Source organism: Clostridium sp. (assembly GCF_021372645.1).
GTDB lineage: Bacteria > Bacillota > Clostridia > Clostridiales > Clostridiaceae > Clostridium.
Genome location: NZ_JAJFUC010000042.1, coordinates 1 through 23420, shown reverse-complemented (window position 1 = coordinate 23420; position 23420 = coordinate 1). Strand labels below are relative to the sequence as shown.

Here is a 23420-nt window from a genome sequence, read left to right as displayed (position 1 = left end):
TATGTTTACACATATTGTATTATTTAAAGCAAAAGAACCTACAGGTGAAAATTTAGAGTTTTTAAGAAAGACACTTTTATCAATGAAAGGAAACATAAAGGAATTAAAGGAATTAGAAGTAGGAGTAGATGTTATAAGAAGTGATAGAAGCTATGATGTGGCTATTATAACAAGATTTGATTCTAAAGAAGACTACTTAGCTTATGATGTTAATGAATTTCATGTGGAAAATGTTAAGAAGGTTATAGGACCTTATTTGGAAAAAAGTAAAACTATAGATTTCTAAGATGCAATAATAGGATGATTGCTGAAAATTCCAGTCAAAACAATGGACTGGAATTTTCGTTTTTTTTATATAAAAAAAAGTCATAGATTGTTATAATAAAAAAGTAGATAATTTCAAAGAATTTATTGATATAATTATAATAAAGAAAGGAGGATTTATATGGATAAAGAAAAGGAATTTGTACATCTACATCTTCATACAGAGTATAGTTTATTAGATGGGTCAGGCAAAATTGGAAAGCTTATGGCAAAAGCTAAAGAATTAGGGATGAAGAGCGTAGCTATAACAGATCATGGAGTTCTATATGGACTTGTAGATTTTTATAAGGCTGCAAAGGAAAATGAAATAAAGCCAATTTTAGGTTGTGAAGTATATGCAGTACCAAAATCTATGCATATTAAGCAACCAGATAAAGAAAATTCAACGTACCATTTAGTTTTACTAGTTAAAAATCAAATTGGATATGAAAATTTAATGAAAATAGTATCAGCGGCATCAATTGAAGGCTTTTATTATAAGCCAAGAGTTGACCATGATTATTTAAGAAAGCATAGTGAAGGATTAATTGCTTTAAGTGCATGTTTAGGTGGAGAAGTACAATCTTATCACCTTAAAGAAAATTATGAAAAAGCTAAAGAAACAGCTTTAATATATAAAGAGATATTTAATGGTGATTTTTATCTTGAAGTACAGAATCATGGAATGGAAGAACAAAAAAAAGTAAATGAAGAAAATATAAAATTATCTAAGGAAACAGGGATACCATTAGTAGCTACTAATGATGTCCATTATATAAATAAAGAAGATTCTAAGTCACATGATGTTCTAATGTGTATACAAACAGCTAAAACTATAGATGATCCCCATAGAAGAAGATATCCTTCAGATCAATTTTATTTAAAGTCAGCAGAAGAAATGTGGGATATATTTTCATATGTGCCAGAAGCTTTGGAAAATACTATTAAAATTGCAGATGAGTGTAATTATGAATATAAGTTTCATGAATCTAAGTTGCCTAAATTTCCATTAGAAGAAGGGCAAGAACCATATGAATATCTTAGAGATACTTGTTATAAAGGCCTTATAGATAGGTATGATGTATTTGAAGGATTAATTGACAAACCTTTAAATTATGAAGAAATAGATAAGATAATGGAAGTTAGTGAAAAGGCAAAAGAATATATAGATAGATTAGAATATGAGCTTGAAATAATAAAACAAATGGGTTATGTTGATTATTTTTTAATTGTTTGGGATTTCATTAGATTTTCTTATGAAAGTGGAATTCCAACAGGACCAGGTAGAGGTTCTGCAGCTGGGTCAATAGTAGCTTTTACTTTAGGAATTACTAAGATAGATCCCATCAAATATAGTTTAATATTTGAACGTTTTTTAAATCCAGAGAGAGTATCTATGCCAGATATTGATAGTGATTTCTGCTATGAAAGAAGACAAGAAGTAATTGACTATGTAGTAGAGAAATATGGAGCAAGCAATGTTTCACAAATAATAACCTTTGGTACAATGGCTCCTAGAGTATGTATAAGAGATGTAGGAAGAGCTATGAACTACAATTATTCAGAAGTTGATAGAATTGCTAAGATGATACCAACTATGTTAGGTATAACTATAGAAAAGGCATTGGAATTTAATCCAGAGCTCAAATTAGCTTATGATAGTGAGGAAAGAGTAAAAACCTTAATAGATGTTGCAAAGGACTTAGAAGGTCTACCAAGGCATTCTTCAACCCATGCAGCAGGTGTAGTTATTGCATCAAGACCATTAGTTGAGTATGTTCCTTTGCAAAAAAATGATGAAATGATAGTAACTCAATTTGGTATGGGAACCTTAGAAGAACTTGGACTACTAAAGATGGATTTCTTAGGACTTAGAACTTTAACTGTTATGAATGATGCTATTAATATGGTTAAAGAAAATAGAAATATTGACATAGACCTTGATAAGATAGATTTTAGTGATAAAGAAGTTTATAAAATGATTGGTGAAGGTAATACAGCAGGTGTATTTCAATTAGAATCAGCTGGTATGACATCGTTCATGAAAGAATTAAAACCTGATTCTATAGAAGATATAATTGCAGGGATTTCACTATATAGACCAGGTCCTATGGCTGAAATACCAAGGTACATAGATGGGAAGAGAAACCCAGAAAAAGTTACTTATCTAACTAAAGAATTAGAAAACATATTAAAAGTAACCTATGGATGTTTGGTATATCAAGAACAAGTAATGCAAGCTGTTAGAGATTTAGCAGGATACTCTATGGGACGAAGTGATATGGTTCGAAGAGCTATGTCTAAGAAAAAACACAAAGTCATGGAAGAAGAAAGAAAAAATTTCATTCATGGTATTGTTGAAAATGATGAAGTAGTAGTTCCAGGATGTATAAGAAATGGAATTACAGAGGAAGCGGCAAATAAAATTTTTGATTCTATGATGGATTTTGCGTCTTATGCATTCAATAAATCCCATGGTGCGTCCAGTTCTTGCATATAAAAGCCTTTAGATAAGGAATAAAAGCAAGTGGATTAATATAATTAATTCAAACTGATAAAACGAATTGAAAGGTGAAAATCCTTTCTATCACAACTACCAGTAGTGATATTGCTGATACCCCGTTATGCACTCAACAGATAGCACTCGAAGGTGTATAGAGCACGGTAAGGACAGAGCCTGATGTTACACACTTGACATACGTAACTAAATGGAGTGGGCATCCTTAAAAACTTTAGCATGGTTAGACAACGAATCCTCGTGTGAAATGTCGTAATTGTTGCCCCACAGCAGAAGGTGGGATCTTAGGGTTTATACAAACGTTCGTGGTTCGGTTGTATATGATAACTTATAAAAGTTACAACTTATAATGATTATGGTAGTCAGTTATAATGTAGCCCTCGGCATAGAGAGGAAACCTAAACTGAAGTAAAATAAGGGATAGTTTTATTGGAACTGGAGATACCTTCTAATTGGAGATTTGCTATATCTATGAAAATTAGAAGGAGTCAGAGGTGTCATAGTAGTGTTGATGAGTAGCCGATAGTCACTATTTACAGTAATGTAAGAAGGATGGATAAAACTACTTGGAGCGAAGGACACCAGTCGGAATAGTAAGTAGCCTATTTAATAACATATCATCATGAACCCTTCAAATGAAGGTGGGAATTTAATAGTAAAAACAATCGGAGGTGATAACCTTGCAGATGTGTTTAAAAAGTTATGTTATTAAAAATGAAAAACAATTAGTTAATGTTTTAGATAAAATGTATGAAAATTCTAAAAAGAATACTGAATTTTATGATTTAGTTGAAGTAATGAAGAATGAACAAACAATAATTACTGCAATACACAATATTAAATCTAATAAAGGTAGTTTTACTGCTGGAATAGATAAAGTTAATATTGATAAATATTTGCAAATGGATACAACAAAGTTAATAAATCTAATAAGAAAGTGTATCGACAACTATAAACCAAATGCAGTTAGAAGGGTGTATATACCTAAAAAGAGTGGGAAACTAAGACCTCTTGGTATCCCAACAATGATAGATAGGATTATACAAGAGATAACGAGAATTGTTATAGAGCCTATAGTGGAAGCAAAGTTCTTTAATCATAGTTATGGTTTTAGACCATACAGAAACACAGAACATGCAATTGCACGAATTGTAAGTTTAGTTAATACAACTAAATGTTATGTTGCAATTGAAGGTGACATTAAAAGTTTCTTTGACAATGTTAATCACAACATATTAATTAAAATGATGTGGGGACTTGGAATAAGAGATAAAAGAGTGCTAAATATGATTAAGAAAATGCTAAAAGCAGGAATAATGGAAGATTTAAAATATAATAAATCTGACATTGGAACTCCACAAGGTGGAATAATATCACCGTTATTAGCCAATATATACCTAAACGCATTTGATAAATATGTGGCAACACAATATGAAGAACATCCCTTTTTAGATGATTATATAAACAAAGCAAAATCATCAGTAAGAAAAGTTGCATTGGATAATGCAAGGAAGAAACTGAAAAAGGAACATGTTCAAAAGTATTTAATAAGATATGCAGATGATTGGATAATATTAACTGAAAGTAAAAACGAAGCAAATAAACTACTTTATCAATGTAAGAAATTCTTCAAACATAGATTATCATTAGAATTATCTGATGATAAAACTATGATTACAGATTTAAGAGAAGAAAATGCTAAATTTCTTGGATTTGAACTATTTGTAGAGAAAAAGAGATTAACAAACAATCTCGTATGTAAGGTTATGCCTAATAGAGAAATGGTTAAGACTAAAACCAGAGAAATATTAGATAAAGTCGAGGCTATAAGATATCAAGAAACACCGTTAAAGACAGTTGTACTTGTAGAAAAAATAAATAGTATGATTATTAGAATTGCAAATTATTATAAAATAAGCATTGCAAAATCTATATTACAAAATATAGATAATAAAATATATTATACTGGATATAAAACGGTACGAAGGTTATACGGAAGTGGAAAAGATAGACTTATAGATATAGACAAAGTTAATAATCTTACTAATAGACATATGGGATATAAACAAAAAACATTCTTCTTTGATTATAAGGATTTAAAAATAGGATTAACCAAAGCATCAATAACACCAATTATTTATGCAAGAAAATTTAATCCTAAAATGACACCATATACAGAAGAAGGTAGAGAATTGAAAAGTAATACCTCTAAAAAACAAAGAGGGAAACTTAGACCAACACTATATAATCCATATGAATTATTTATAATAGCAGGAAATCAAGAAAGAAAAGGAAACATTTATAATTTTGAATATGTAATGAATAGAGAATATGCTTATAACAGAGATAAGGGAATGTGTATGGCATGTAAGAAATCTGTATATACTGGAATAGTTAAATGTCATCATAAAAGACGGAAACTTCCTTTAAATCAGATAAATAAAGTTCCAAACTTAATAACTCTATGTGATGAATGTCACGAGTTAGTTCATTCTAATACAGAAACTAAAAATAAAAAGATTTTAGAATTAAGAAATATAATTTTCGAAGAAGATAACTTAATTAAAATAGGTGAAACTTTGAATTAAAGGCAACTTTAATTTAAAAGAAGAAGTCATTAGATGGAAAACTATTTCGATGGAAAGCGGTATGCGGTGAAAGTCGCACGTACCGTTTGGGTCGGGGGAAAAGTTGGAGATAGTATCAAAGACTTACCTATCGACATCAGCAGCTTATGCAGTTGTAGGATATCAAACAGCATATATTATGAAATATTATCCTGTAGAAATGCTTGCAGCTATGCTCAATTCAATTATGGGAATAAATGAAAAGGTAGCATATTACATTGGAATAGCAGAAGAATTAGGAATACAAGTATTACCACCTAATATAAATGAAAGCTTCTCAAGATTTACAGTTAAGGGTGATAAAATCAGATTTGGTTTAGCTGCTATTAAAAATGTTGGAGCTAATGTTGTAGATAGTATAGTGAAAGCAAGAGAAGACAATGGTGAATTTGAATCGTTAGTAGACTTTATAAATAAGATGGAACCATCAACAATAAATAAACGTGCAGTTGAATGCTTAATAAAGGCTGGAGCTTTAGACAATTTTAAAGTTTTTAGATCAAAAATGTTAGCAGTTCATGAAAAGACGATTGAAAATATATCCAGTGATAAAAGAAGAAATATTGAGGGACAAATAAGCTTATTTGCAAATGAAGAATTGAAGAATCCAGAAGTGAAATATCCTAATATAAAAGAATTTAATAAAAAAAATTTATTAGCTATGGAAAAAGAAATGACAGGACTTTATATTACAGGACATCCCTTGGATGATTATGCTCAAAGCTTAAAGATGCAGACTTCAAATGAAATATCTAAAATATTTTTAGTTCAAGAGACCCTTGATGATACATTAGGAACTGATATAGATGAAGTTGCCATATTTAATAGAGAAGATACTCTTCAAGACAATGATAGAGTAATTCTTGGTGGAATACTTGCATCAGTTAATCAAAAGGTAACTAGAAATAATACAATAATGGCATTTTTAAAACTTGAAGATTTAACAGGAACAATTGAAGTAATAGTCTTTCCTAAAACTTTAGATAAAGTTAAAGAACTATGTGTAACTGATAGCTTAGTTATAATAAAGGGTAGATTAAGCTTAAAAGAAGATGAACCACCTAAGCTTATCTGTGAAAGTATAGAACCTTTAGAAAAAATAGATAATTCAAAAGTATATTTGAGAGCAGAGGATACAATATCAGCGCAAGAGCTTAGTAAAAAACTTAAAGAGCTATTAATAAAAGAATATCTTGGAGATACACCTATTTATATATTTGCAAGTAGAGAAAAACAAAAATTCAGAATACCAAGAGATAGATGGGTGTCATTGGAAAGTGATGTCATAGATTTGCTAAAAGAAAATTTAGGTAAAGAAAATGTAAAAGTACAAGAATAAAAATTGTCCATTGGATGTAAAGTATAAAAAGTCCATTCTACATTGAAAAGCAATTAAACTGTGAATTGTAAGGTTTAAATTGTTAATTGAATTATCAAATATGTAAATGAAAAATATTGCAAAAATTAATATTGCAAAAATGATATTAATTTATATAATTTTATCGATTATTGGGTATAATAAAGAAAGTAAATTAAAGTTTAGTATATAGTTATAAAGAAATATAGAACATTAAATGTATCTAGCATCCTAATTAAGAATTTACGTAACTATATTAATAAATTTATAATTAAGAATATATATGAAATAGCAAAATAGGTAAAATAATGAGGAATATATGCATAATTTGAAATTTTTCATAAAGTTAAAATATTTATTTTAGAACAATATTTTAATTTAGTTAAATATTATTGCTAATTCATAGAAATTTATGTAAAATAATTGTTAGTTAATAAATTATGGTTCTATTTTGTACATAAGGGACCTTAGGTGTCCCTGACGGTATTTAAGGAGGAAATATATATTATGAAAAGGATAGCTGTGTTAACAAGTGGTGGGGATGCACCAGGAATGAATGCTGCAATAAGAGCAGTAGTAAGAACTGCACTTCATAAAGGAATTGAAGTTATGGGAGTACAAAGAGGATATAGTGGACTTATAAATGGAGAATTATTCAGTATGGATAGAAATTCAGTATCTGATATAATTCAAAGAGGTGGAACAATTTTAAGAACTGCTAGATGCCCTGAATTTAAAAATGAAGAAGTAAGAAAAAAAGCTGCTAAAATATTACAAGCCTATGGTGTGGAAGCTTTAGTAGTTATAGGCGGAGATGGCTCATTTATGGGAGCAAAATTATTATCAAAGCTTGGAATTAAAACAATAGGTCTACCAGGAACAATTGATAATGACTTAGCTTACACTGATTTCACTTTAGGATTCGATACAGCCTTAAATACTGTTGTAGATGCTATAAATAAAATTAGAGATACTTCTACTTCTCATGAAAGAGTTTCAATTGTAGAAGTTATGGGAAGAGAGTGCGGAGATTTATCTTTATACTCAGGTATCTGTGGTGGATCAGAAGCAATCATAATACCAGAAATTGAATTTAATAAAGATGATCTTTGTAGAACTATTTTAGAAGGCAAAAACAAAGGGAAAATGCACAACTTAATAATCCTTGCAGAAGGAATTGGTGGAGCGTTTAAACTTGCAAAATATGTTGAAGAAGTAACAGGAATTGAAGCAAGAGCAACAATCTTAGGTCATATTCAAAGAGGTGGAAGCCCTACTGCTGTAGATAGAGTTTTAGCTTCAAGAATGGGAACAAGAGCTATTGAAGTATTAATAGAAGGAAAAACTTCTAGAGTAATAGGAATTAAGAATAACAAGATTATTGATCAAGATATAGATGAAGCTTTAGATATGGAAAGTGCTTTTGATCAAGAATTATATGATATTGCTCAAGTATTATCATAATAATATAGCTTATTTATATAGATTTTATAAATAAGGACACATTCAAAAAATAGCAGAACAGTATGATTGTTATTTTATTTCATGTGACTAATCAAATAAAGAGGAGTGTTAGTTTAATGAGAAAAACTAAAATGATTTGTACAATTGGGCCAGCAAGTGAGGATATGGAAATATTAGAAAAATTAATTTTGGCAGGAATGAATGCTTCAAGACATAATTTTTCACATGGTGATCATGAAGAACATGGTGGAAGAATTGCAAAGGTTAAGGAATTATCAAAGAAGCTTAATAGGGAAATTGCAATAATCCTTGATACTAAGGGGCCAGAAATCAGAACTGGAAAGTTAGAACCAAAGAAACTTGAATTAACTAAAGGTGCAGAATTTACAATATATGCCGGAGATATGTCAATAGTTGGAGATACTACTAAGTGTGCTGTTACATATGAAGGATTAGCAAATGATGTTAAACCAGGAAGCACTATTTTAATAGATGATGGTTTAGTAGGATTAACTGTTAAATCTGTTGAAGGAAATGCTATAAAGTGTGAAGTTCAAAATACTGGATTTATTGGGACTCATAAAGGAATTAACGTACCAGGAGCATCTATTAAATTACCAGCTCTTACTGAAAAAGATAAATCTGATTTAATCTTTGGTTGTGAAGTTGGAGTTACTATGATTGCAGCTTCATTCATAAGAAAAGCATCTGACGTACAAACGATTAGAAAAATTCTTAATGAAAATGGTGGAGACAGAATATTAATCTGTTCAAAGATTGAAAATCAAGAAGGTGTTGATAACATCGATTCAATCCTAGCAGTTTCTGACCTTATAATGGTAGCTAGAGGAGATCTAGGAGTTGAAATTCCAATAGAACAAGTTCCTGCAATTCAAAAGATGATAATTAAAAAATGTAATGCTGCTGGAAAACCAGTTGTAACTGCAACTCAAATGTTAGATTCTATGATGAGAAATCCAAGACCAACAAGAGCAGAAGTTTCAGACGTTGCTAATGCTATCTTAGATGGTACTGATGTAATCATGTTATCAGGAGAAAGTGCTAATGGAGATTATCCAGTAGAAGCTGTTGCTACAATGGCTAAAATAGCTTTAGAAACTGAAAAATCTTTAGAATATAAAGTAGCAGTATCCCAAGCTAAATCACATATTCCAGCTATTGCAGGAGTTATTTCAAGAGCAGCTAGTAATGCAGCTAATGAATTAGGTGCAGCTGCTGTAATAAGTTCAACTCAAACTGGTGCAACTGCTAAGAGAATTTCTCAATGCAGACCAGAATGTCCAATTATAGCTGTTACTCCAGATGCAGTAGTTGCTAGACAATTAGCATTCTCATGGGGTGTATATCCAATAGTTGCTAATAAAATGGAATCAACTGATGAAATGTTAGAAAAGTCAGTTGAAATAGCTAAGAGCAATCAATTTGTTAAAGATGGAGATACAGTTATATTAGCAGCAGGAGTACCTGTTGATCAAGTTGGAGCAACAAACCTATTAAAGGTTAGCGTTGTAAAATAAGTCTAAAATACATAGAGACTTTGGCAATTATTTTACTGAAGTCTCTTTTTGTTTTTAATTTAGGATGAAGGGATAAACTTTTTACTGGAGTTTATAAAAAATAAATTTGAGCTCTGAGCTTAAGATAATATTTTCAATTGAGATAAAAAGTATTGTATTAGGCATTAAAGAATTTAGAAAAAAGATTGTATCATTATGTATTATAAAAATTAACGAAAAATTGACATTTGTATGAGGAATATATAATATATAATGTATATTATTGCTCAAAAGGAGAAATAATAATTTAATGATTATGGAATTAAATGGCAACTGATTCTGTATTGGCACCGAAAGGTGCTCTTTTTATTTTTTTATTATGCCTAAAATCATAAAAAACAAGAAAACATTTAATATAAATGAAAATTTAACGAAGGATGTGTGTGTGTGTTAGAAAAGAATAAACATTATACTGTTAAGATTGACTCCTTGGGCTATGAAGGTGAAGGTGTTGCTAAAATAGATAGATATCCAATATTTATACCTGGAGCATTAAAGAGTGAAACTGTAAGAACAGAAATAATTAAGGCCAAGAAAAAATATGCTTATGGAAAGCTTATAGAAGTAATAGAAAAAAGTAATGAAAGAAAAGAACCTAAATGTGCTAATTATAAGGAATGTGGTGGTTGCACATTAATGCATCTAAGTTATGAAGGTCAATTAGATTTTAAGTTTGACAGAGTAAAAGATTGCATAAAGAAAATTGCGGGGTTAGATGAAAAAATCGTAAAATATCCATTAGGTATGGAAAATGGATATAGGTATAGAAATAAAGCTATATATTCGGTTGGACTAGTAGAGGATAAAATTGCAATCGGATTTTTTAGTGAAAAAACTCATGAAATAATTAACATGGATACTTGCCTCCTTCAAGATGAAGAAGCTGATAAAATTATAAAATTCATAAGAGTTTGGATGGAAAAGAATTTAATAGTACCAGCTAAAAAAGAGGGATTATTTTATGATCAGGGCTTAATTAAAAATATAATGATTAGAAAAGGCTTTAAGACTAATGAAGTTATGGTTGTATTAGTTACTACTGATAAAGAAATTCCTCATAAGGATGAATTAATTGATGGATTGAATAAAGAAGTTATGAATTTAAAGAGTGTAATTCAAAATATAAATTTTAGAGATACTAATTTAGTTCTTGGAGATAAATGTATTACTTTATGGGGAGAAGATTATATATCTGATCACATAGAGGAATATAAGTTTAATATATCTCCATTATCTTTTTTTCAAGTAAACCCAATTCAAACAGAAGTCCTTTATAATAAGGTTTTAGAATATGCTAATTTAAGTGGAGATGAAATTGTATTTGATGCTTATTGCGGTACAGGTACAATAACACTATTTTTATCTCAAAATGCTAAAAAAGTTTACGGAGTAGAAATTCTAGAACAAGCAATAGAAAATGCAAAAGTTAATGCTGAGCAAAATAAAATAATTAATTCTGAATTTTGTGTAGGTAAATCAGAAGAAGTAATTCCAAGACTAATAGGAGAGGGTGTTAATCCAAATGTAATAGTTGTAGACCCACCAAGAAAAGGGTGTGATGTCAAATTGCTAGATGCAATAGGTGAAGCAAAACCTGAAAGAGTAGTATATGTATCCTGTGATCCTAGTACTTTGGCTAGAGATTTAAAACATCTGGAGACATTGGGGTATGAGGCTATAGAAGTACAGCCAGTGGATATGTTTGCAAATACTAAGCATGTGGAGTGTGTGGTGAAGATTGAGAAGAAATAGGTTGATATTCCTAAATTGGAATAATAACTTGAATTTGTACAAGATTTAATCAAAAAGAAAATAATAAATAAAAAGGTATATATTTTATTATGGATAAATTGAATATTTAAATTAGTTATGAGCAAAATATAGTTGTAATAAAATATTAAGGAGGAATTTTTATGCCAACAGGAACCAAACTTGAAACAGCATTAGCTAGTGCTAAAGGATTAGCTTCTGATATGAAGACATTCTCTTTAGATACAGATAATCAAGAAGCAAAACAAATGTTTAATCAACTTTCAAGCACAATGGAAAACGTAGCACAAACACTTCAATCAAGATTTGACTTTGTAAAACAAGAAGAACCACAATATAACAAATAATTAATATACTCCTGTATCTGTTAAATTTAAATTTTATAGATATGGGAGTATATTAATATATAATGTAATTTCAAGTTCTTTCGGAATTATTAAATTATGAATTAATTAAATAAATAAACTCACAATATAAAAAATAATTGTTGACTAACATTAGTAGCATAATTAACGTATAGAATATTTAAAGGAGTCATTGATACTTTTATCAATAACTCCTTTAAAATCTAGTTACCTAATTCTTTCCAATGATCATAAGCTTCATTTAATTCAGCAAATGAACTTGATTTATCCTTTGCCATGATTGTACCTCGAAGACGAGCTATATTTGTACTAAATGAATTTATTTCATCTCTTTCTGAACTAAACTGAACTCTTTTAATTATTTTTTCCCAAGTGTTTGATAACTTCTCTGTTTTATTATTCGCCTCTTCCCAATTTTCTGAATCTATGTCCTGAATGATTAATTCTATTGATTTAGGGATATTATCATCTTTTCCTAGAGGTCCTTTTAAAATACTGCTAGTAAGCATAATTAATATAAAAAAAGCTAATGTTACTATTGGAATAGTTATAACTAAAAATTTTCTCATAATAATTTTCCTCCTTAATATGGTCCTTTAAAATCACCAATGTCAGTTACTTTTTTTATATGATCATCATATTTATCTACATACAAGGAACCTGAATGATTTAACGTTGCAAGAAATACTTCTGAAACGTCTTTAATTTCTTGCATTTTTAACTGATCCATAATCCATTCTTTGGTTTTATTAAGCTGCCTTAGATTTTCATCTATAAGTATTCCATCATAAATAAGTTCTGTACTTATACCAGTTGGTGCTTTAAGAATATTCATATCCTTAGGTGTTAAAGGTTCATATTCTGGTTTTTTAAGTACGGATAACTGACCATTTGGTTCAATGATTGCAAAATCTACCTGTGACAAGTCAAAGACATCTTTATTTCTTACTAATGCCATAATATCAGACACTGTGTACTTCATTTTCCGCAGAGCATTTTCCATTATTTTACCATTCATGATAACAATTGTAGGTTCTCCATCTATGTATTTTGCAGCATATCTCCATTTCATAGTGATGTATTGCATTATATATCCAAGCAAAGCCCAAGTGAAAAGTCCTATAAAATGAGGCCATGCTCTACTGGATAAGTCTGTAGTAAGACTTGCAGCAATAGATCCAATTGTTATTCCAAGCACATAATCGAAGAATGTTAATTGACTTATTTGTTGCTTACCCAATATCTTTGCAAAAATAAGTAAAGAAAAGAATCCAATAATAGAACGCACTAAAACTACTAATCCTTCATTCAATTTTTTATACCTCCTCATCTTAAATAAGGCATATAACATAAAATAGGCTAGCATACTGACTTGCTATTTTTTGAATATGCCTAATATATAGTTATTATTTAACTTAAGGTAAATTTTATACTATTTTATTTATTCAATATGCAGTATTCAATTTTGGATAAGGAATAATAGTAATGAAATTAACATTTAATTAAAGCTATTGCTAGACAAATTTCTTGTGAAATAAGGATAAGTCGAAAATTATATCGGATATATATTATAATATAGTTTTAGATTTACAAAGATTATGGTATTATATTTTTATAGGAAATTTTAAGGATATGAGGTAGAAATTAAATTATTTTATATTATATTTGGATAAAAATTAAAGTGATAAATGAAAAGTTTAGCACCTTAGGTCGAGTAAGTTATACGAATTAAAAGGAGGACAAACATGGATATATTTTTAATTATAGGTATTATTAGTGGTTTTATAGTTGTAGTTGCAGCTATGATAGAAAAAGGGGCAAGTCTTTCTATACTTATTAGTGGCGAAGCTATAATGGTAATTCTTGGTGGTACTGTAATAGCTTTATTGAATGCTTTTCCAAAAAATGAGTTTCTTAAGATTCCTAAGATTTTTGGTGTTCTTTTTAGTGATAAGAATAAACAAGACTCTAGTGAAGTTATAACACAGCTTGTAGAAATGGCTCAAACAACTAGAAAAGATGGCTTATTATCTCTTGAAAGTACTATACAAGCATTGGAAAACAAGTTTTTGAAAAAAGGATTAGAGATGGTGGTAGATGGTTTAGAGCCAGAACTTATAAAAGAAGTATTAGAAATAGAAATTGAAAGTATGGAAGAGAGACATCGTCTTGGTGCCGCAGCGTTTTCATCAGCAGGTGGTACAGCTCCAACTCTTGGAGTTTTAGGAGCTGTTATTGGACTAATTGGTGCCCTTGGAAATCTTAATGATATTGAAAAACTTGGAGAAAGTATATGCTCAGCCTTTGTTGCAACTGTTTATGGTATTTTTACTGGATATTTAATTTGGCATCCATTTGCAAACAGATTAAAAAGAAAATCTCTAGAAGAAGTAAAGGATATGAATATTATGCTTGAAGGAATTTTAGCTATTCAAGCAGGAAATAATCCAAAAAGTATTGAAAGAAAGTTAGTAGGAATGTTAGCACCAAAAGAAAGAATTAAATTTGAAGAAAGCAATAATGATAATTAATTAAGGAGAGTAATGATGAGTAAGAAAAAACAACATCATGAAGAGCATGTTGATGAAGCATGGCTTCTTCCATATTCAGATATGTTAACACTTCTATTGGCATTATTTATTGTTATGTTTGCAATGGGACAAACAGATAAAGCAAAATTTCAAGCAATGAGCAAAGAATTTAACGCAATTTTTTCAGGTGGCTCTGGTGTTATGCAGCAAGATGGTAACTCAGTAATTCCTATGGATGGTCAAGGTGGATTTGGGATTAATAGTGCTAAAGCTGAAGAGGATAAGATGACTGAAATTAAGAAAATGTTAGAACAAGAAATTGGAAAAGAAGGCTATTCAGATAAGATTAAAGTTGATCTTACTAGTGAAGGGTTGGAGATTGCAATACAAGATGCAGTTCTTTTTAAATCAGGAGAGGCAGATATATTAAATGATGTATCACCATTGCTTTTAAAGATTTCCAATATGCTTCATGATTTAGGAAATCAGGTTAAAATTGCAGGACATACAGATAATGTACCAATTAGTAATGCTAAGTTCCGCTCAAATTGGGATTTAAGTGCAATGCGTGCTATAAATGTAATGAATCTAATGGTTACTTCCACAGGTATTAGTGCAGATAAGGCATCTATTGAAGCTCATGGTGAATATATGCCTAAATATGACAATAGCACAGAGGAAGGTAGAACTAAAAATAGAAGAGTAGAAATTATTGTAATTAGAAAATATCCATCCGAAGAGACGAAAACTAATTAATAAGAAAATTTTCAATTAAGTATAGATGTTAATATAATAAAAACATTCAATTTAGGCATATGAAAGAAAATAACAAGTCCCAAATGCGATATATTTTGGACTTGTTATTTTGATATTCAGAAAATGATACATGAAGCTGATATAAAATTATATTATGCAAAAAATTACGGGAGAAATCAAACGTGTACCTGTAAATTATGATTATAACGAAGAAATTAGGAAAAGGGTGCTTTAAAGTGATTATTGGAATTGCTCAAATTAATGTAACTTGGGAAGATAATAGGGAAAATATGAAAAAGGTTGAAGACTTTATTAATAAGGCTTCGAAAAATAAAGTAGAATTAATTTTATTTTCTGAGATGGTATTAACAGGTTTTACAATGAATATTAATAAACTCTCATTATCTGAAGAGGAAATAATAAGTTGGATTAAGAGAGTAGCTATTAATAACAATATAAATATAGGTCTTGGATTTGCAATAAAAGTTGATGAAAAAGGCAAAAATAAGTACGTTATTGTTTCTAAAGAGGGAAAAATTTTAGCTATGTATACTAAAATACATCCATTTTCTTATGGTGGAGAAGCCGATAAATATTATAGTGGAGATGAAATATGTATTTGTAAAATAAAGGAGTTTCAAATAACTCCTTTTATCTGCTATGATTTAAGGTTTCCAGAGATATTTCAAATAGCATCTAAAGAAGCACAAATAATAACTGTAGCAGCAAGTTGGCCCAAATCAAGAGAGCAACATTGGATAATATTATTAAAAGCAAGAGCTATAGAAAATCAATGTTATGTTATTGGTATAAATAGAGTGGGATTAGGGGATGGCTTGCAGTACAATGGAGCATCAATTTTTGTAAGCCCAAGTGGAGAAATTTTAAATGAGATAAATTCTGAGGAAATGTTGATTATAAAGAATTTAGAAATAGAAAGAATTAAAGATGTTAAAGATAAATTTGATATAAAGAAGGATAGAAGAGAAGAAATATATAGTAGCTATTTTTTAGATACTTAGTTAGGAGATGTGGGGTAAAGAGATGATAAACGATTTTCAACAAGAAATTATGAATAGAAAATTATCACTAAAAGAAGATATAAAGAGAACTGGTGGAAATTGTTCAAGGATGCTTCTTATATTAGGAATATCAGTATATGTAATAGGGTTTGCAATTATGTTAGGTATTAAAATTAGGGCGAGAATTCTAGGGATAGATATAGCTAGTAATGACGAAACAAATACTATTTTAGGAATTTCAAGTAATGCGTATAAATTTTTGCTAGGATACCTTCCGTGCATAATTGGTGATATTATAGTAATTATTATAGCAATGAAGACTACAAAAGTAAAAATTAAAAAAGATATATTCAGCAGAAATAAATCACCTAAAATGTTTATATTCTTAGGAACAGTTTCTTGTATAGGAATAGGAATGATTTCAAGTGTAATATATGCCATATATTCAACCATTTTAAATATTAAAGGCATAACCATTCCCCAACCGGATTTTAATTTTCCTACACAAAGTGTATATTTAATATTATTTTTAATATATGCATGTTTATTAGGACCTATTTTAGAAGAAATTATATTTAGAGGATTTATACTTAAGAGTATGCAAAAGTATGGAAATTTAACAGCAATTATTGTATCTTCGATTTTATTTTCTATGTTTCATTTAAATTTAGTTCAATTTGTTAATCCTGTACTAATGGGAATTGTTTTAGCGTTTATTGCAATTAAATCCAAGTCTATTGTGCCATCAATAATAGCACACATATTCAATAACTCAATAACTTTTACACTATTAGGAATATCATTATTAAAGATGCCATTAATAGAATCAATATTTGAAAGTATATATTTATTAGTTGGAATTTCAGCACTTGCGTTATTTGTTACTAAATATAGAAAAGATTTCATTGAAGTAATAAAAGAAAATACTAGAATACTAAAGACTTATGAAAAAGTTAGATATGCTTTTAGTGGAGCATGGGGATTAACATATATAGCTTTTTATGTAATATTTGTAGTTGGATTTATGATAGCAACTAATGCAATGAAGATTCAGAATATTATGGGATTTCTATGATAAATGAATCCATATATATATTGACACAATAAGCATGGATGCTATAATTTAAACATCAACAAAGGGGGATTAATATGATGAATAAGATATTATTATCAATAATAGAGAATTTGAATGACGAACTTATAGGTGTATATCGTAAATTACATGAAAATCCTGAATTACCTAATGAAGAATTTGAAACAACAAAATTAATAAAGAAGTTATTAAAAAAAGCAGATATAGAAGTGCTTGATTTACCACTAGAAACAGGTCTTGTAGCTCAGATAAAAGGAAATCCGAGTGGTCCAGTTGTTGCTATTAGATGTGATATAGATGCATTACCGATTCAAGAAGAGACAAGCCTACCTTATAAGTCTAAGATTAAGGGTAAGATGCATGCATGTGGACATGATTTTCACACAGCGGCAATTTTAGGATCTGCTTACTTAGTTAAAAGGCATCAAGCATCTTTAATAGGTACAGTAAAATTTATATTTCAACCAGGAGAAGAAAGTGCAGATGGGGCTAAGAAAATTTTATCAACAGGTGTTTTAGATGATGTAGATGCAATTTTTGGAGTACATAATGTTTCAGATGCAGAGGTTGGGATTATGGGGATAAAAACTGGAGCTATGACTGCAGCTGTTGATAGATTTGAAATTAAAATCACTGGAGTTGGAAGTCATGCGGCTAAACCAGAAAGAGGAATTGATCCTATAATAATTGCAAGCAATATAGTTACATCCCTTCAAACAATTATTAGTCGTAACATAGGTGCAACAGAAAAAGCACTTTTAAGTGTAACACATATAGAAGGTGGAAATACATGGAATGTAATTCCTGAATCTGCATATCTTGAAGGAACTGTTAGAACATTAAATGAAGATATACGTGAATTAATATATAAAAGAATGAATGAAATAATTACTGGAATAGCACAATCTTTTGGTGGAAGTGCAGAACTTACGTGGCATTCAGGCTCTCCAGCAACTAATAACGTTGAGGAATGGGTTGACTTTAGTACTAAACTTGGAACTAGAGTAGGTTATACTGTTAAGGAAATATCTATGGGGTTAGAAGGAGAAGACTTTGCATATTATCAAAAGAAGATACCAGGTGCATTTATTGCTATAGGAACAGGAAAATCTTTTGCACATCATCATCCAGAGTATCAAGTAGATGAAAAAGCAATTCTAAATTGTTCAAAATATTTTGCTAAGTTAGCAGAAGGTGTATTGAAAGAAATATTAGAAAAAAAATATTCACCTATAAAAAGAAACCTGAAGTGCAGCCAAAATTACTTAAATAAAAATTAAAAAGGATATATTGTAATGATAAATTCAATAAATAAATTAAATTCAGATATATTTTTATTTTGTGAGAACATATTTGATGTATAATTATTTTATGTGAATTTAAAGGGGAGATATGCTATGGAGTACAAGATGTTCAAACTATTAGTGGATAGTATTCCACAACCTATATGGATAAAAGATCTTGACTTGAGGTTTATATACGTAAATAAAGAATATGAGAATATATATAAAGGCAGAAATAAGAAATTTATTGGGAGAAATGATGAAGAAATAATTTATGGAGCAGTAAATGAAGACTGCTATATATATTGTAATAAGGTTATAAATACACTAAAGCCATTAATACAAGAAGTGACTATAGATGGGAAACATAGAAAAGTCACTATAATTCCATTAATTGATGAAAATGGACAAATAACTGCTATAGCTGGTATATATGAAAATTTAGATATTATAAATGGAAAAGATAAAATTATAGAAGAACAAGAAAATATATTAAGGGTAATAATGGAAGCGTTACCAGGGATGGTTTTTTATAAAGATAAATATGGTAAATACATTTATGCAAATAAGGAATTTGATAATTTCTATAATAGAGATAGTATGGATGAAGTAGTAGGCAAAACAAATTTTGATATACATCATTCGAAAGAATTAGCAATCAAATATACAAAAGAAGATAATGAAGTTATAGAAAATAAGCAGAGTATAAACGCTGAAACAACATTTCATTCAGAGGATGGAAAAGAGATATATACAGAAGCCGTAAAAGTGCCTGTAATGGATGATAATAATGAAGTTATTGGTGTCGTTGGTCTTATTTTAGATGTTACTGAAAAGAAGGAAGCAGAAGAAAAATTAAAGAGTTTAAGCTTTACAGATAGTTTAACTGGATTATATAATAGAACGTATTTTGAAGAAAAGGCAAAGGAATTTTTATCAAAAGAATATCTTCCAGTAGGAGTTATAATGGGAGATGCAAATGGCTTGAAATTAGTCAATGATACATTAGGGCACATTCAAGGGGATGAGTTATTAAAGCTTACAGCTAATGTACTTAGAGATGTCTGTAATGAGGGACAGTTAATATTTAGAACAGGTGGAGATGAATTTGTAATTTTAGTTCCTAACAGTACTGACTATGAATGTGAAAATATGATCAAAAAGATATTTAATCAGTGCAAGAATTATAAGCATGACTTAATTGATATAAGCATATCTTTGGGTACAACTATAACTAATAGTTTAGATAAGAGTATATATGATGCTTTACAAGAAGCAGAAGATAAGGTTTACAGGCAAAAATTACTACAGAAAAGCAGTTTCAATAGTTCAATGATGTTTTCGTTACAAGCAGAACTTCAAACTAAGAGTTTAGAAACAGAAGAACATATAGAAAGAGTTTTGAAATATTCTTTGATTATTGGGGAAAGATTATTACTTCCAATGGCTGTAATGGATGAACTTACAATAGTAGCAAAACTTCATGATATAGGGAAAATAGGAATAAGTGAAGAAATATTACTTAAAGAAGGAAATTTAACTGATGATGAATTTGAAATAGTAAAAACTCATACAGAAAAGGGATATAGAATTATAAAGGCATGTAATCAATTAGATAATGTTGCTAAAGGTGTTTTAGCACATCATGAGAGATGGGATGGAAATGGTTATCCTCTCCAATCGAAAGGAGAACGTATACCTCTAATAGCTAGAATTGTTAGTATTGCAGATTCCTATGATGCTATGATTAATAATTCTCTTTATAAAAAAGTTTTAAGTAAAAAAGATGCTATTAAAGAATTAGAAAGATGTTCAGGAAAGCAATTCGATCCTGATATAGTTAGAATATTTGTAGAGTATTTAAAACAAACTGAGTTGATGATTAGCTAGAATGAGAACTTCAAGATGTTAATATATAGTAAATAAGTAAGGTATGAGATTAATTAAGAGTAATTAATTTCATACCTTTTAATTTAAAAAACATTGACAGAATAAATTATTAGCATATACTAATAGTAAAGACACCCCCATGGGGGGGCGGGAGGGAAGGCATGAGTGAAGAAAGAAAAAAAGCTGTTCAATCATTGAAGACTGCAAAGGGGCAAATTGAAGGAATAATAAAAATGATTGAAGATGATAGATATTGTATAGATGTAGCAAATCAATTACTGGCAGTGCAGTCTTTAATAAAGAAAGCAGATTTAATGATTCTGCAAGGGCATTTACGTCATTGCGTTAAGGAAGCTTGTCTTAATAACAATCCAGATGAAAAAATAGAAGAGCTTAATAAGGTATTAGAAAAATTACTTTCTAAATAGTAATTTTAATGAACAATTGACACCGTGCATTTTATATCTCGTTCTTCGAACTTTCTCCTTGGAGATTTCATCAACGATTGTATATTGTGAACTGTAAATAGTGAATTAAAAAAGTGAAGAGGTGAAAGTGAATTATGAATAAAAAAACACTAAAAATTGAAGGAATGACATGTTCTGCATGTGCCAATAGAGTTGAAAGATTTGTTGGGAAATTAGATGGAGTGTATAATGCTAATGTTAATTTTGCTACAGAAACTTTAAGTGTAGAGTTTAATGAAAAAAAATTAAACAATGAAAACATTGAATCAGCAGTAGTAAAGGCTGGATACAAATTAGTTAAGGAAGAAGAAATAGCGAAAGGAAAGAAAAAGTTAGAAGCAAGTAAATTACTGTTCTTTAGATTTATAGGATCTTTAATTTTTACAGTTCCGCTTTTAATAATAACTATGGGACATATGATAGGAATGCCACTTCCAGAGATAATTGATTCTTTGATGAATCCATTAAATTTTGCAATTGTACAAATAGTGTTAACATTACCTGTAATGATAATGGGATACAAGTTTTATGCTATTGGGATTAAAAATTTATTTAAATTGAGTCCTAATATGGATTCGTTAATTGCTATAAGTACTTTAGCAGCATTTATATATGGTTTATTTGGTATTTATAAGATAAGCATGGGTGATACAGAATATGCAATGCACTTGTATTTTGAATCAGCGGCAGTTATATTAACTTTAATAACACTCGGAAAGTATTTAGAAGCAGTTTCAAAAGGTAAAACATCACAAGCAATTAAAGTTCTGATGGGATTAGCACCTAAAACTGCAACAATTATACGTCATGGTAAAGAAGTAGTTGTTTCAGCTCAAGAAGTAGTAGTTGGAGATATAGTTTTAGTTAAACCAGGGGAAAAGTTATCTGTAGATGGAGAAGTTATTGAGGGAAGCACAGCAATTGATGAATCAATGCTAACTGGTGAAAGCATTCCTGTAGAAAAGAGTATAGGAAGCAATGTAATAGGAGCGAGTATTAATAAAACAGGATTTATTAAGTATAAAGCTACAAAAGTCGGGAAAGATACTGCTCTTGCTCAAATTGTTAAGTTAGTTGAAGAGGCACAAGGATCAAAGGCCCCAATAGCAAAACTTGCAGATGTTATATCAGCATATTTTGTTCCTACAGTAATTATTTTAGCTGTAATATCAGCTATAGGTTGGCTAATAGCTGGAGAAACTCCAGTATTTGCACTAACAATATTTATTGCAGTACTTGTAATAGCTTGCCCATGTGCACTAGGTCTTGCAACTCCAACTGCAATAATGGTTGGGACAGGTAAAGGTGCAGAAAATGGTATACTAATTAAAGGTGGAGAGGCATTAGAAATAGCACACAAAATAAATACTATTGTATTTGATAAAACAGGTACAATTACAGAAGGTAAACCTGTTGTTACAGATATTATAACTAATGGAATTTCAGAAAATGAAATATTAGCATTAGCAGCAAGCGCTGAAAAAGGATCAGAACATCCATTAGGTGAAGCGATAGTGAGAGGAGCAGAAGAAAAAAATCTAGAACTTAAATCAATAGAAGAATTTAATGCAATTCCTGGGCATGGAATAGAAGTAAATATAGATGGTAAAACTATTCTAATCGGAAATAAAAAATTAATATATGAAAAGAGCATAGATATAGATGTTTTAGCCAAGGATTCGGATAAATTAGCAAGTGAAGGAAAGACGCCTATGTACATTGCAATTGATGGAATTCTAAGAGGCATAGTAGCTGTTGCCGATACAGTTAAGCCAAGCAGTAAAAGTGCCATGGAATCGCTTCATAAAATAGGTATAAAAGTTGCTATGATCACTGGTGATAATAAGAAAACTGCAGAGGCTATAGCTAAACAAGTAGGAATTGATATAGTACTCGCAGAAGTTCTACCGGAAGATAAAGCAAATGAAGTGAAAAAGCTTCAAGGAGAAAATCAAAAAGTAGCTATGGTGGGAGATGGAATAAATGATGCACCCGCACTAGCGCAAGCTGATGTTGGAATTGCAATAGGATCAGGTACTGATGTTGCAATTGAATCTGCTGATATAGTTCTTATGAGAAGTGATTTGATGGATGTTACAACTGCAATTAAATTAAGCAATGCAACTATTAAAAATATAAAACAAAATTTATTCTGGGCATTTGGATATAACATACTTGGAATTCCCGTTGCAATAGGTGTTCTTCATATCTTTGGAGGTCCATTATTAAATCCTATGATAGCAGCAGCAGCAATGAGTTTAAGTTCAGTTTCAGTACTTACAAATGCACTAAGACTTAGAAAATTTAAAGCTTAGTATAAATTTATAATTATCAAATAACAATTCACAATTGTTATTTGATAAAGCATCATGAATTAATTTAAAAACATGGAGGGGG

The 23420-nt window shown here is 29.8% G+C and carries 16 protein-coding genes and 2 pseudogenes; 16 read left to right on the top strand and 2 right to left on the bottom strand.

Going from position 1 to position 23420, the window contains the following annotated elements; translation table 11 throughout:
- Nucleotide 1 precedes the first annotated feature (1 nt).
- The 8 genes and pseudogenes from LLF98_RS06660 to LLF98_RS06625 all read left to right on the top strand — a co-directional run bounded on the left by LLF98_RS06660 (nucleotide 2) and on the right by LLF98_RS06625 (nucleotide 11963).
- Nucleotides 2-286, top strand: coding sequence for a Dabb family protein (locus LLF98_RS06660; RefSeq protein ID WP_291702086.1), 285 nt, complete (start codon nucleotides 2-4; stop codon nucleotides 284-286).
- A 159-nt stretch (nucleotides 287-445) separates the two neighbouring features.
- Nucleotides 446-2788, top strand: a pseudogene (locus LLF98_RS06655) (DNA polymerase III subunit alpha); the annotation flags it as partial.
- 719 nt (nucleotides 2789-3507) lie between these two features.
- Entirely contained in the window at nucleotides 3508-5409 is a 1902-nt protein-coding gene (gene ltrA, locus LLF98_RS06650) for a group II intron reverse transcriptase/maturase (protein ID WP_291702186.1), read from the top strand.
- A 136-nt stretch (nucleotides 5410-5545) separates the two neighbouring features.
- Nucleotides 5546-6787: pseudogene (locus LLF98_RS06645) on the top strand (OB-fold nucleic acid binding domain-containing protein); the annotation flags it as partial.
- 525 nt (nucleotides 6788-7312) lie between these two features.
- Complete coding sequence (pfkA, locus tag LLF98_RS06640) at nucleotides 7313-8269, top strand: 6-phosphofructokinase (protein WP_291702082.1); 957 nt, start codon at nucleotides 7313-7315, stop codon at nucleotides 8267-8269.
- Nucleotides 8270-8385: 116 nt separating this feature from the next.
- Nucleotides 8386-9807, top strand: a complete 1422-nt coding sequence (gene pyk / locus LLF98_RS06635) for a pyruvate kinase (protein ID WP_291702078.1) — start codon at nucleotides 8386-8388, stop codon at nucleotides 9805-9807.
- A gap of 426 nt (nucleotides 9808-10233) precedes the next feature.
- On the top strand, nucleotides 10234-11598 hold the full coding sequence (rlmD, locus tag LLF98_RS06630) for a 23S rRNA (uracil(1939)-C(5))-methyltransferase RlmD (RefSeq protein ID WP_291702075.1): 1365 nt from the start codon (nucleotides 10234-10236) through the stop codon (nucleotides 11596-11598).
- Between the two features lie 161 nt (nucleotides 11599-11759).
- Nucleotides 11760-11963 carry a DUF1657 domain-containing protein gene (locus LLF98_RS06625; protein WP_291702074.1) on the top strand — a complete coding sequence of 68 codons (204 nt, stop codon included), beginning with the start codon at nucleotides 11760-11762 and terminating at the stop codon, nucleotides 11961-11963.
- A 221-nt stretch (nucleotides 11964-12184) separates the two neighbouring features.
- Here the strand turns inward: LLF98_RS06625 and LLF98_RS06620 are convergent, their stop codons facing one another.
- Nucleotides 12185-12550, bottom strand: a complete 366-nt coding sequence (locus tag LLF98_RS06620; protein WP_291702072.1) for a DUF4363 family protein — start codon at nucleotides 12548-12550, stop codon at nucleotides 12185-12187.
- Nucleotides 12551-12564: 14 nt separating this feature from the next.
- Nucleotides 12565-13293, bottom strand: a complete 729-nt coding sequence (locus tag LLF98_RS06615; protein ID WP_291702070.1) for a DUF421 domain-containing protein — start codon at nucleotides 13291-13293, stop codon at nucleotides 12565-12567.
- Between the two features lie 433 nt (nucleotides 13294-13726).
- On the opposite strand from LLF98_RS06615, the gene motA reads away from it, so the two are divergent.
- From motA to LLF98_RS06575, 8 genes are all read left to right on the top strand, one after another.
- Nucleotides 13727-14512 carry a flagellar motor stator protein MotA gene (motA, locus tag LLF98_RS06610; RefSeq protein ID WP_291702068.1) on the top strand — a complete coding sequence of 262 codons (786 nt, stop codon included), beginning with the start codon at nucleotides 13727-13729 and terminating at the stop codon, nucleotides 14510-14512.
- Between the two features lie 15 nt (nucleotides 14513-14527).
- Nucleotides 14528-15268: a flagellar motor protein MotB gene (locus LLF98_RS06605; RefSeq protein WP_291702066.1), complete on the top strand. Its 741-nt coding sequence runs from the start codon at nucleotides 14528-14530 to the stop codon at nucleotides 15266-15268.
- Nucleotides 15269-15504: 236 nt separating this feature from the next.
- Nucleotides 15505-16290, top strand: a complete 786-nt coding sequence (locus LLF98_RS06600; protein ID WP_291702064.1) for a nitrilase-related carbon-nitrogen hydrolase — start codon at nucleotides 15505-15507, stop codon at nucleotides 16288-16290.
- A 22-nt stretch (nucleotides 16291-16312) separates the two neighbouring features.
- Nucleotides 16313-17365: a CPBP family glutamic-type intramembrane protease gene (locus tag LLF98_RS06595; protein WP_291702062.1), complete on the top strand. Its 1053-nt coding sequence runs from the start codon at nucleotides 16313-16315 to the stop codon at nucleotides 17363-17365.
- Nucleotides 17366-17439: 74 nt separating this feature from the next.
- Entirely contained in the window at nucleotides 17440-18663 is a 1224-nt protein-coding gene (locus LLF98_RS06590; protein WP_291702059.1) for an amidohydrolase, read from the top strand.
- A 117-nt stretch (nucleotides 18664-18780) separates the two neighbouring features.
- Nucleotides 18781-20556, top strand: coding sequence for an HD domain-containing phosphohydrolase (locus LLF98_RS06585; RefSeq protein ID WP_291702057.1), 1776 nt, complete (start codon nucleotides 18781-18783; stop codon nucleotides 20554-20556).
- A 161-nt stretch (nucleotides 20557-20717) separates the two neighbouring features.
- A complete protein-coding gene (locus tag LLF98_RS06580; protein ID WP_291702055.1) occupies nucleotides 20718-20984 on the top strand; it encodes a metal-sensing transcriptional repressor in 267 nt (88 codons plus the stop codon).
- A gap of 134 nt (nucleotides 20985-21118) precedes the next feature.
- Complete coding sequence (locus tag LLF98_RS06575) at nucleotides 21119-23338, top strand: heavy metal translocating P-type ATPase (protein WP_291702053.1); 2220 nt, start codon at nucleotides 21119-21121, stop codon at nucleotides 23336-23338.
- The last annotated feature ends 82 nt before the right edge of the window (nucleotides 23339-23420 follow it).

Excerpts from the sequence above, each read along its gene's own strand:
- LLF98_RS06660 (WP_291702086.1), top strand. The coding sequence starts at position 2 with ATGTTTACACATATTGTATTATTTAAAGCAAAAGAACCTACAGGTGAA.
- ltrA (WP_291702186.1), top strand. The coding sequence starts at position 3,508 with ATGTGTTTAAAAAGTTATGTTATTAAAAATGAAAAACAATTAGTTAAT.
- pfkA (WP_291702082.1), top strand. The coding sequence starts at position 7,313 with ATGAAAAGGATAGCTGTGTTAACAAGTGGTGGGGATGCACCAGGAATG.
- pyk (WP_291702078.1), top strand. The coding sequence starts at position 8,386 with ATGAGAAAAACTAAAATGATTTGTACAATTGGGCCAGCAAGTGAGGAT.
- LLF98_RS06625 (WP_291702074.1), top strand. The coding sequence starts at position 11,760 with ATGCCAACAGGAACCAAACTTGAAACAGCATTAGCTAGTGCTAAAGGA.
- LLF98_RS06620 (WP_291702072.1), bottom strand. The coding sequence starts at position 12,550 with ATGAGAAAATTTTTAGTTATAACTATTCCAATAGTAACATTAGCTTTT.
- motA (WP_291702068.1), top strand. The coding sequence starts at position 13,727 with ATGGATATATTTTTAATTATAGGTATTATTAGTGGTTTTATAGTTGTA.
- LLF98_RS06605 (WP_291702066.1), top strand. The coding sequence starts at position 14,528 with ATGAGTAAGAAAAAACAACATCATGAAGAGCATGTTGATGAAGCATGG.
- LLF98_RS06595 (WP_291702062.1), top strand. The coding sequence starts at position 16,313 with ATGATAAACGATTTTCAACAAGAAATTATGAATAGAAAATTATCACTA.
- LLF98_RS06590 (WP_291702059.1), top strand. The coding sequence starts at position 17,440 with ATGATGAATAAGATATTATTATCAATAATAGAGAATTTGAATGACGAA.
- LLF98_RS06585 (WP_291702057.1), top strand. The coding sequence starts at position 18,781 with ATGGAGTACAAGATGTTCAAACTATTAGTGGATAGTATTCCACAACCT.
- LLF98_RS06580 (WP_291702055.1), top strand. The coding sequence starts at position 20,718 with ATGAGTGAAGAAAGAAAAAAAGCTGTTCAATCATTGAAGACTGCAAAG.
- LLF98_RS06575 (WP_291702053.1), top strand. The coding sequence starts at position 21,119 with ATGAATAAAAAAACACTAAAAATTGAAGGAATGACATGTTCTGCATGT.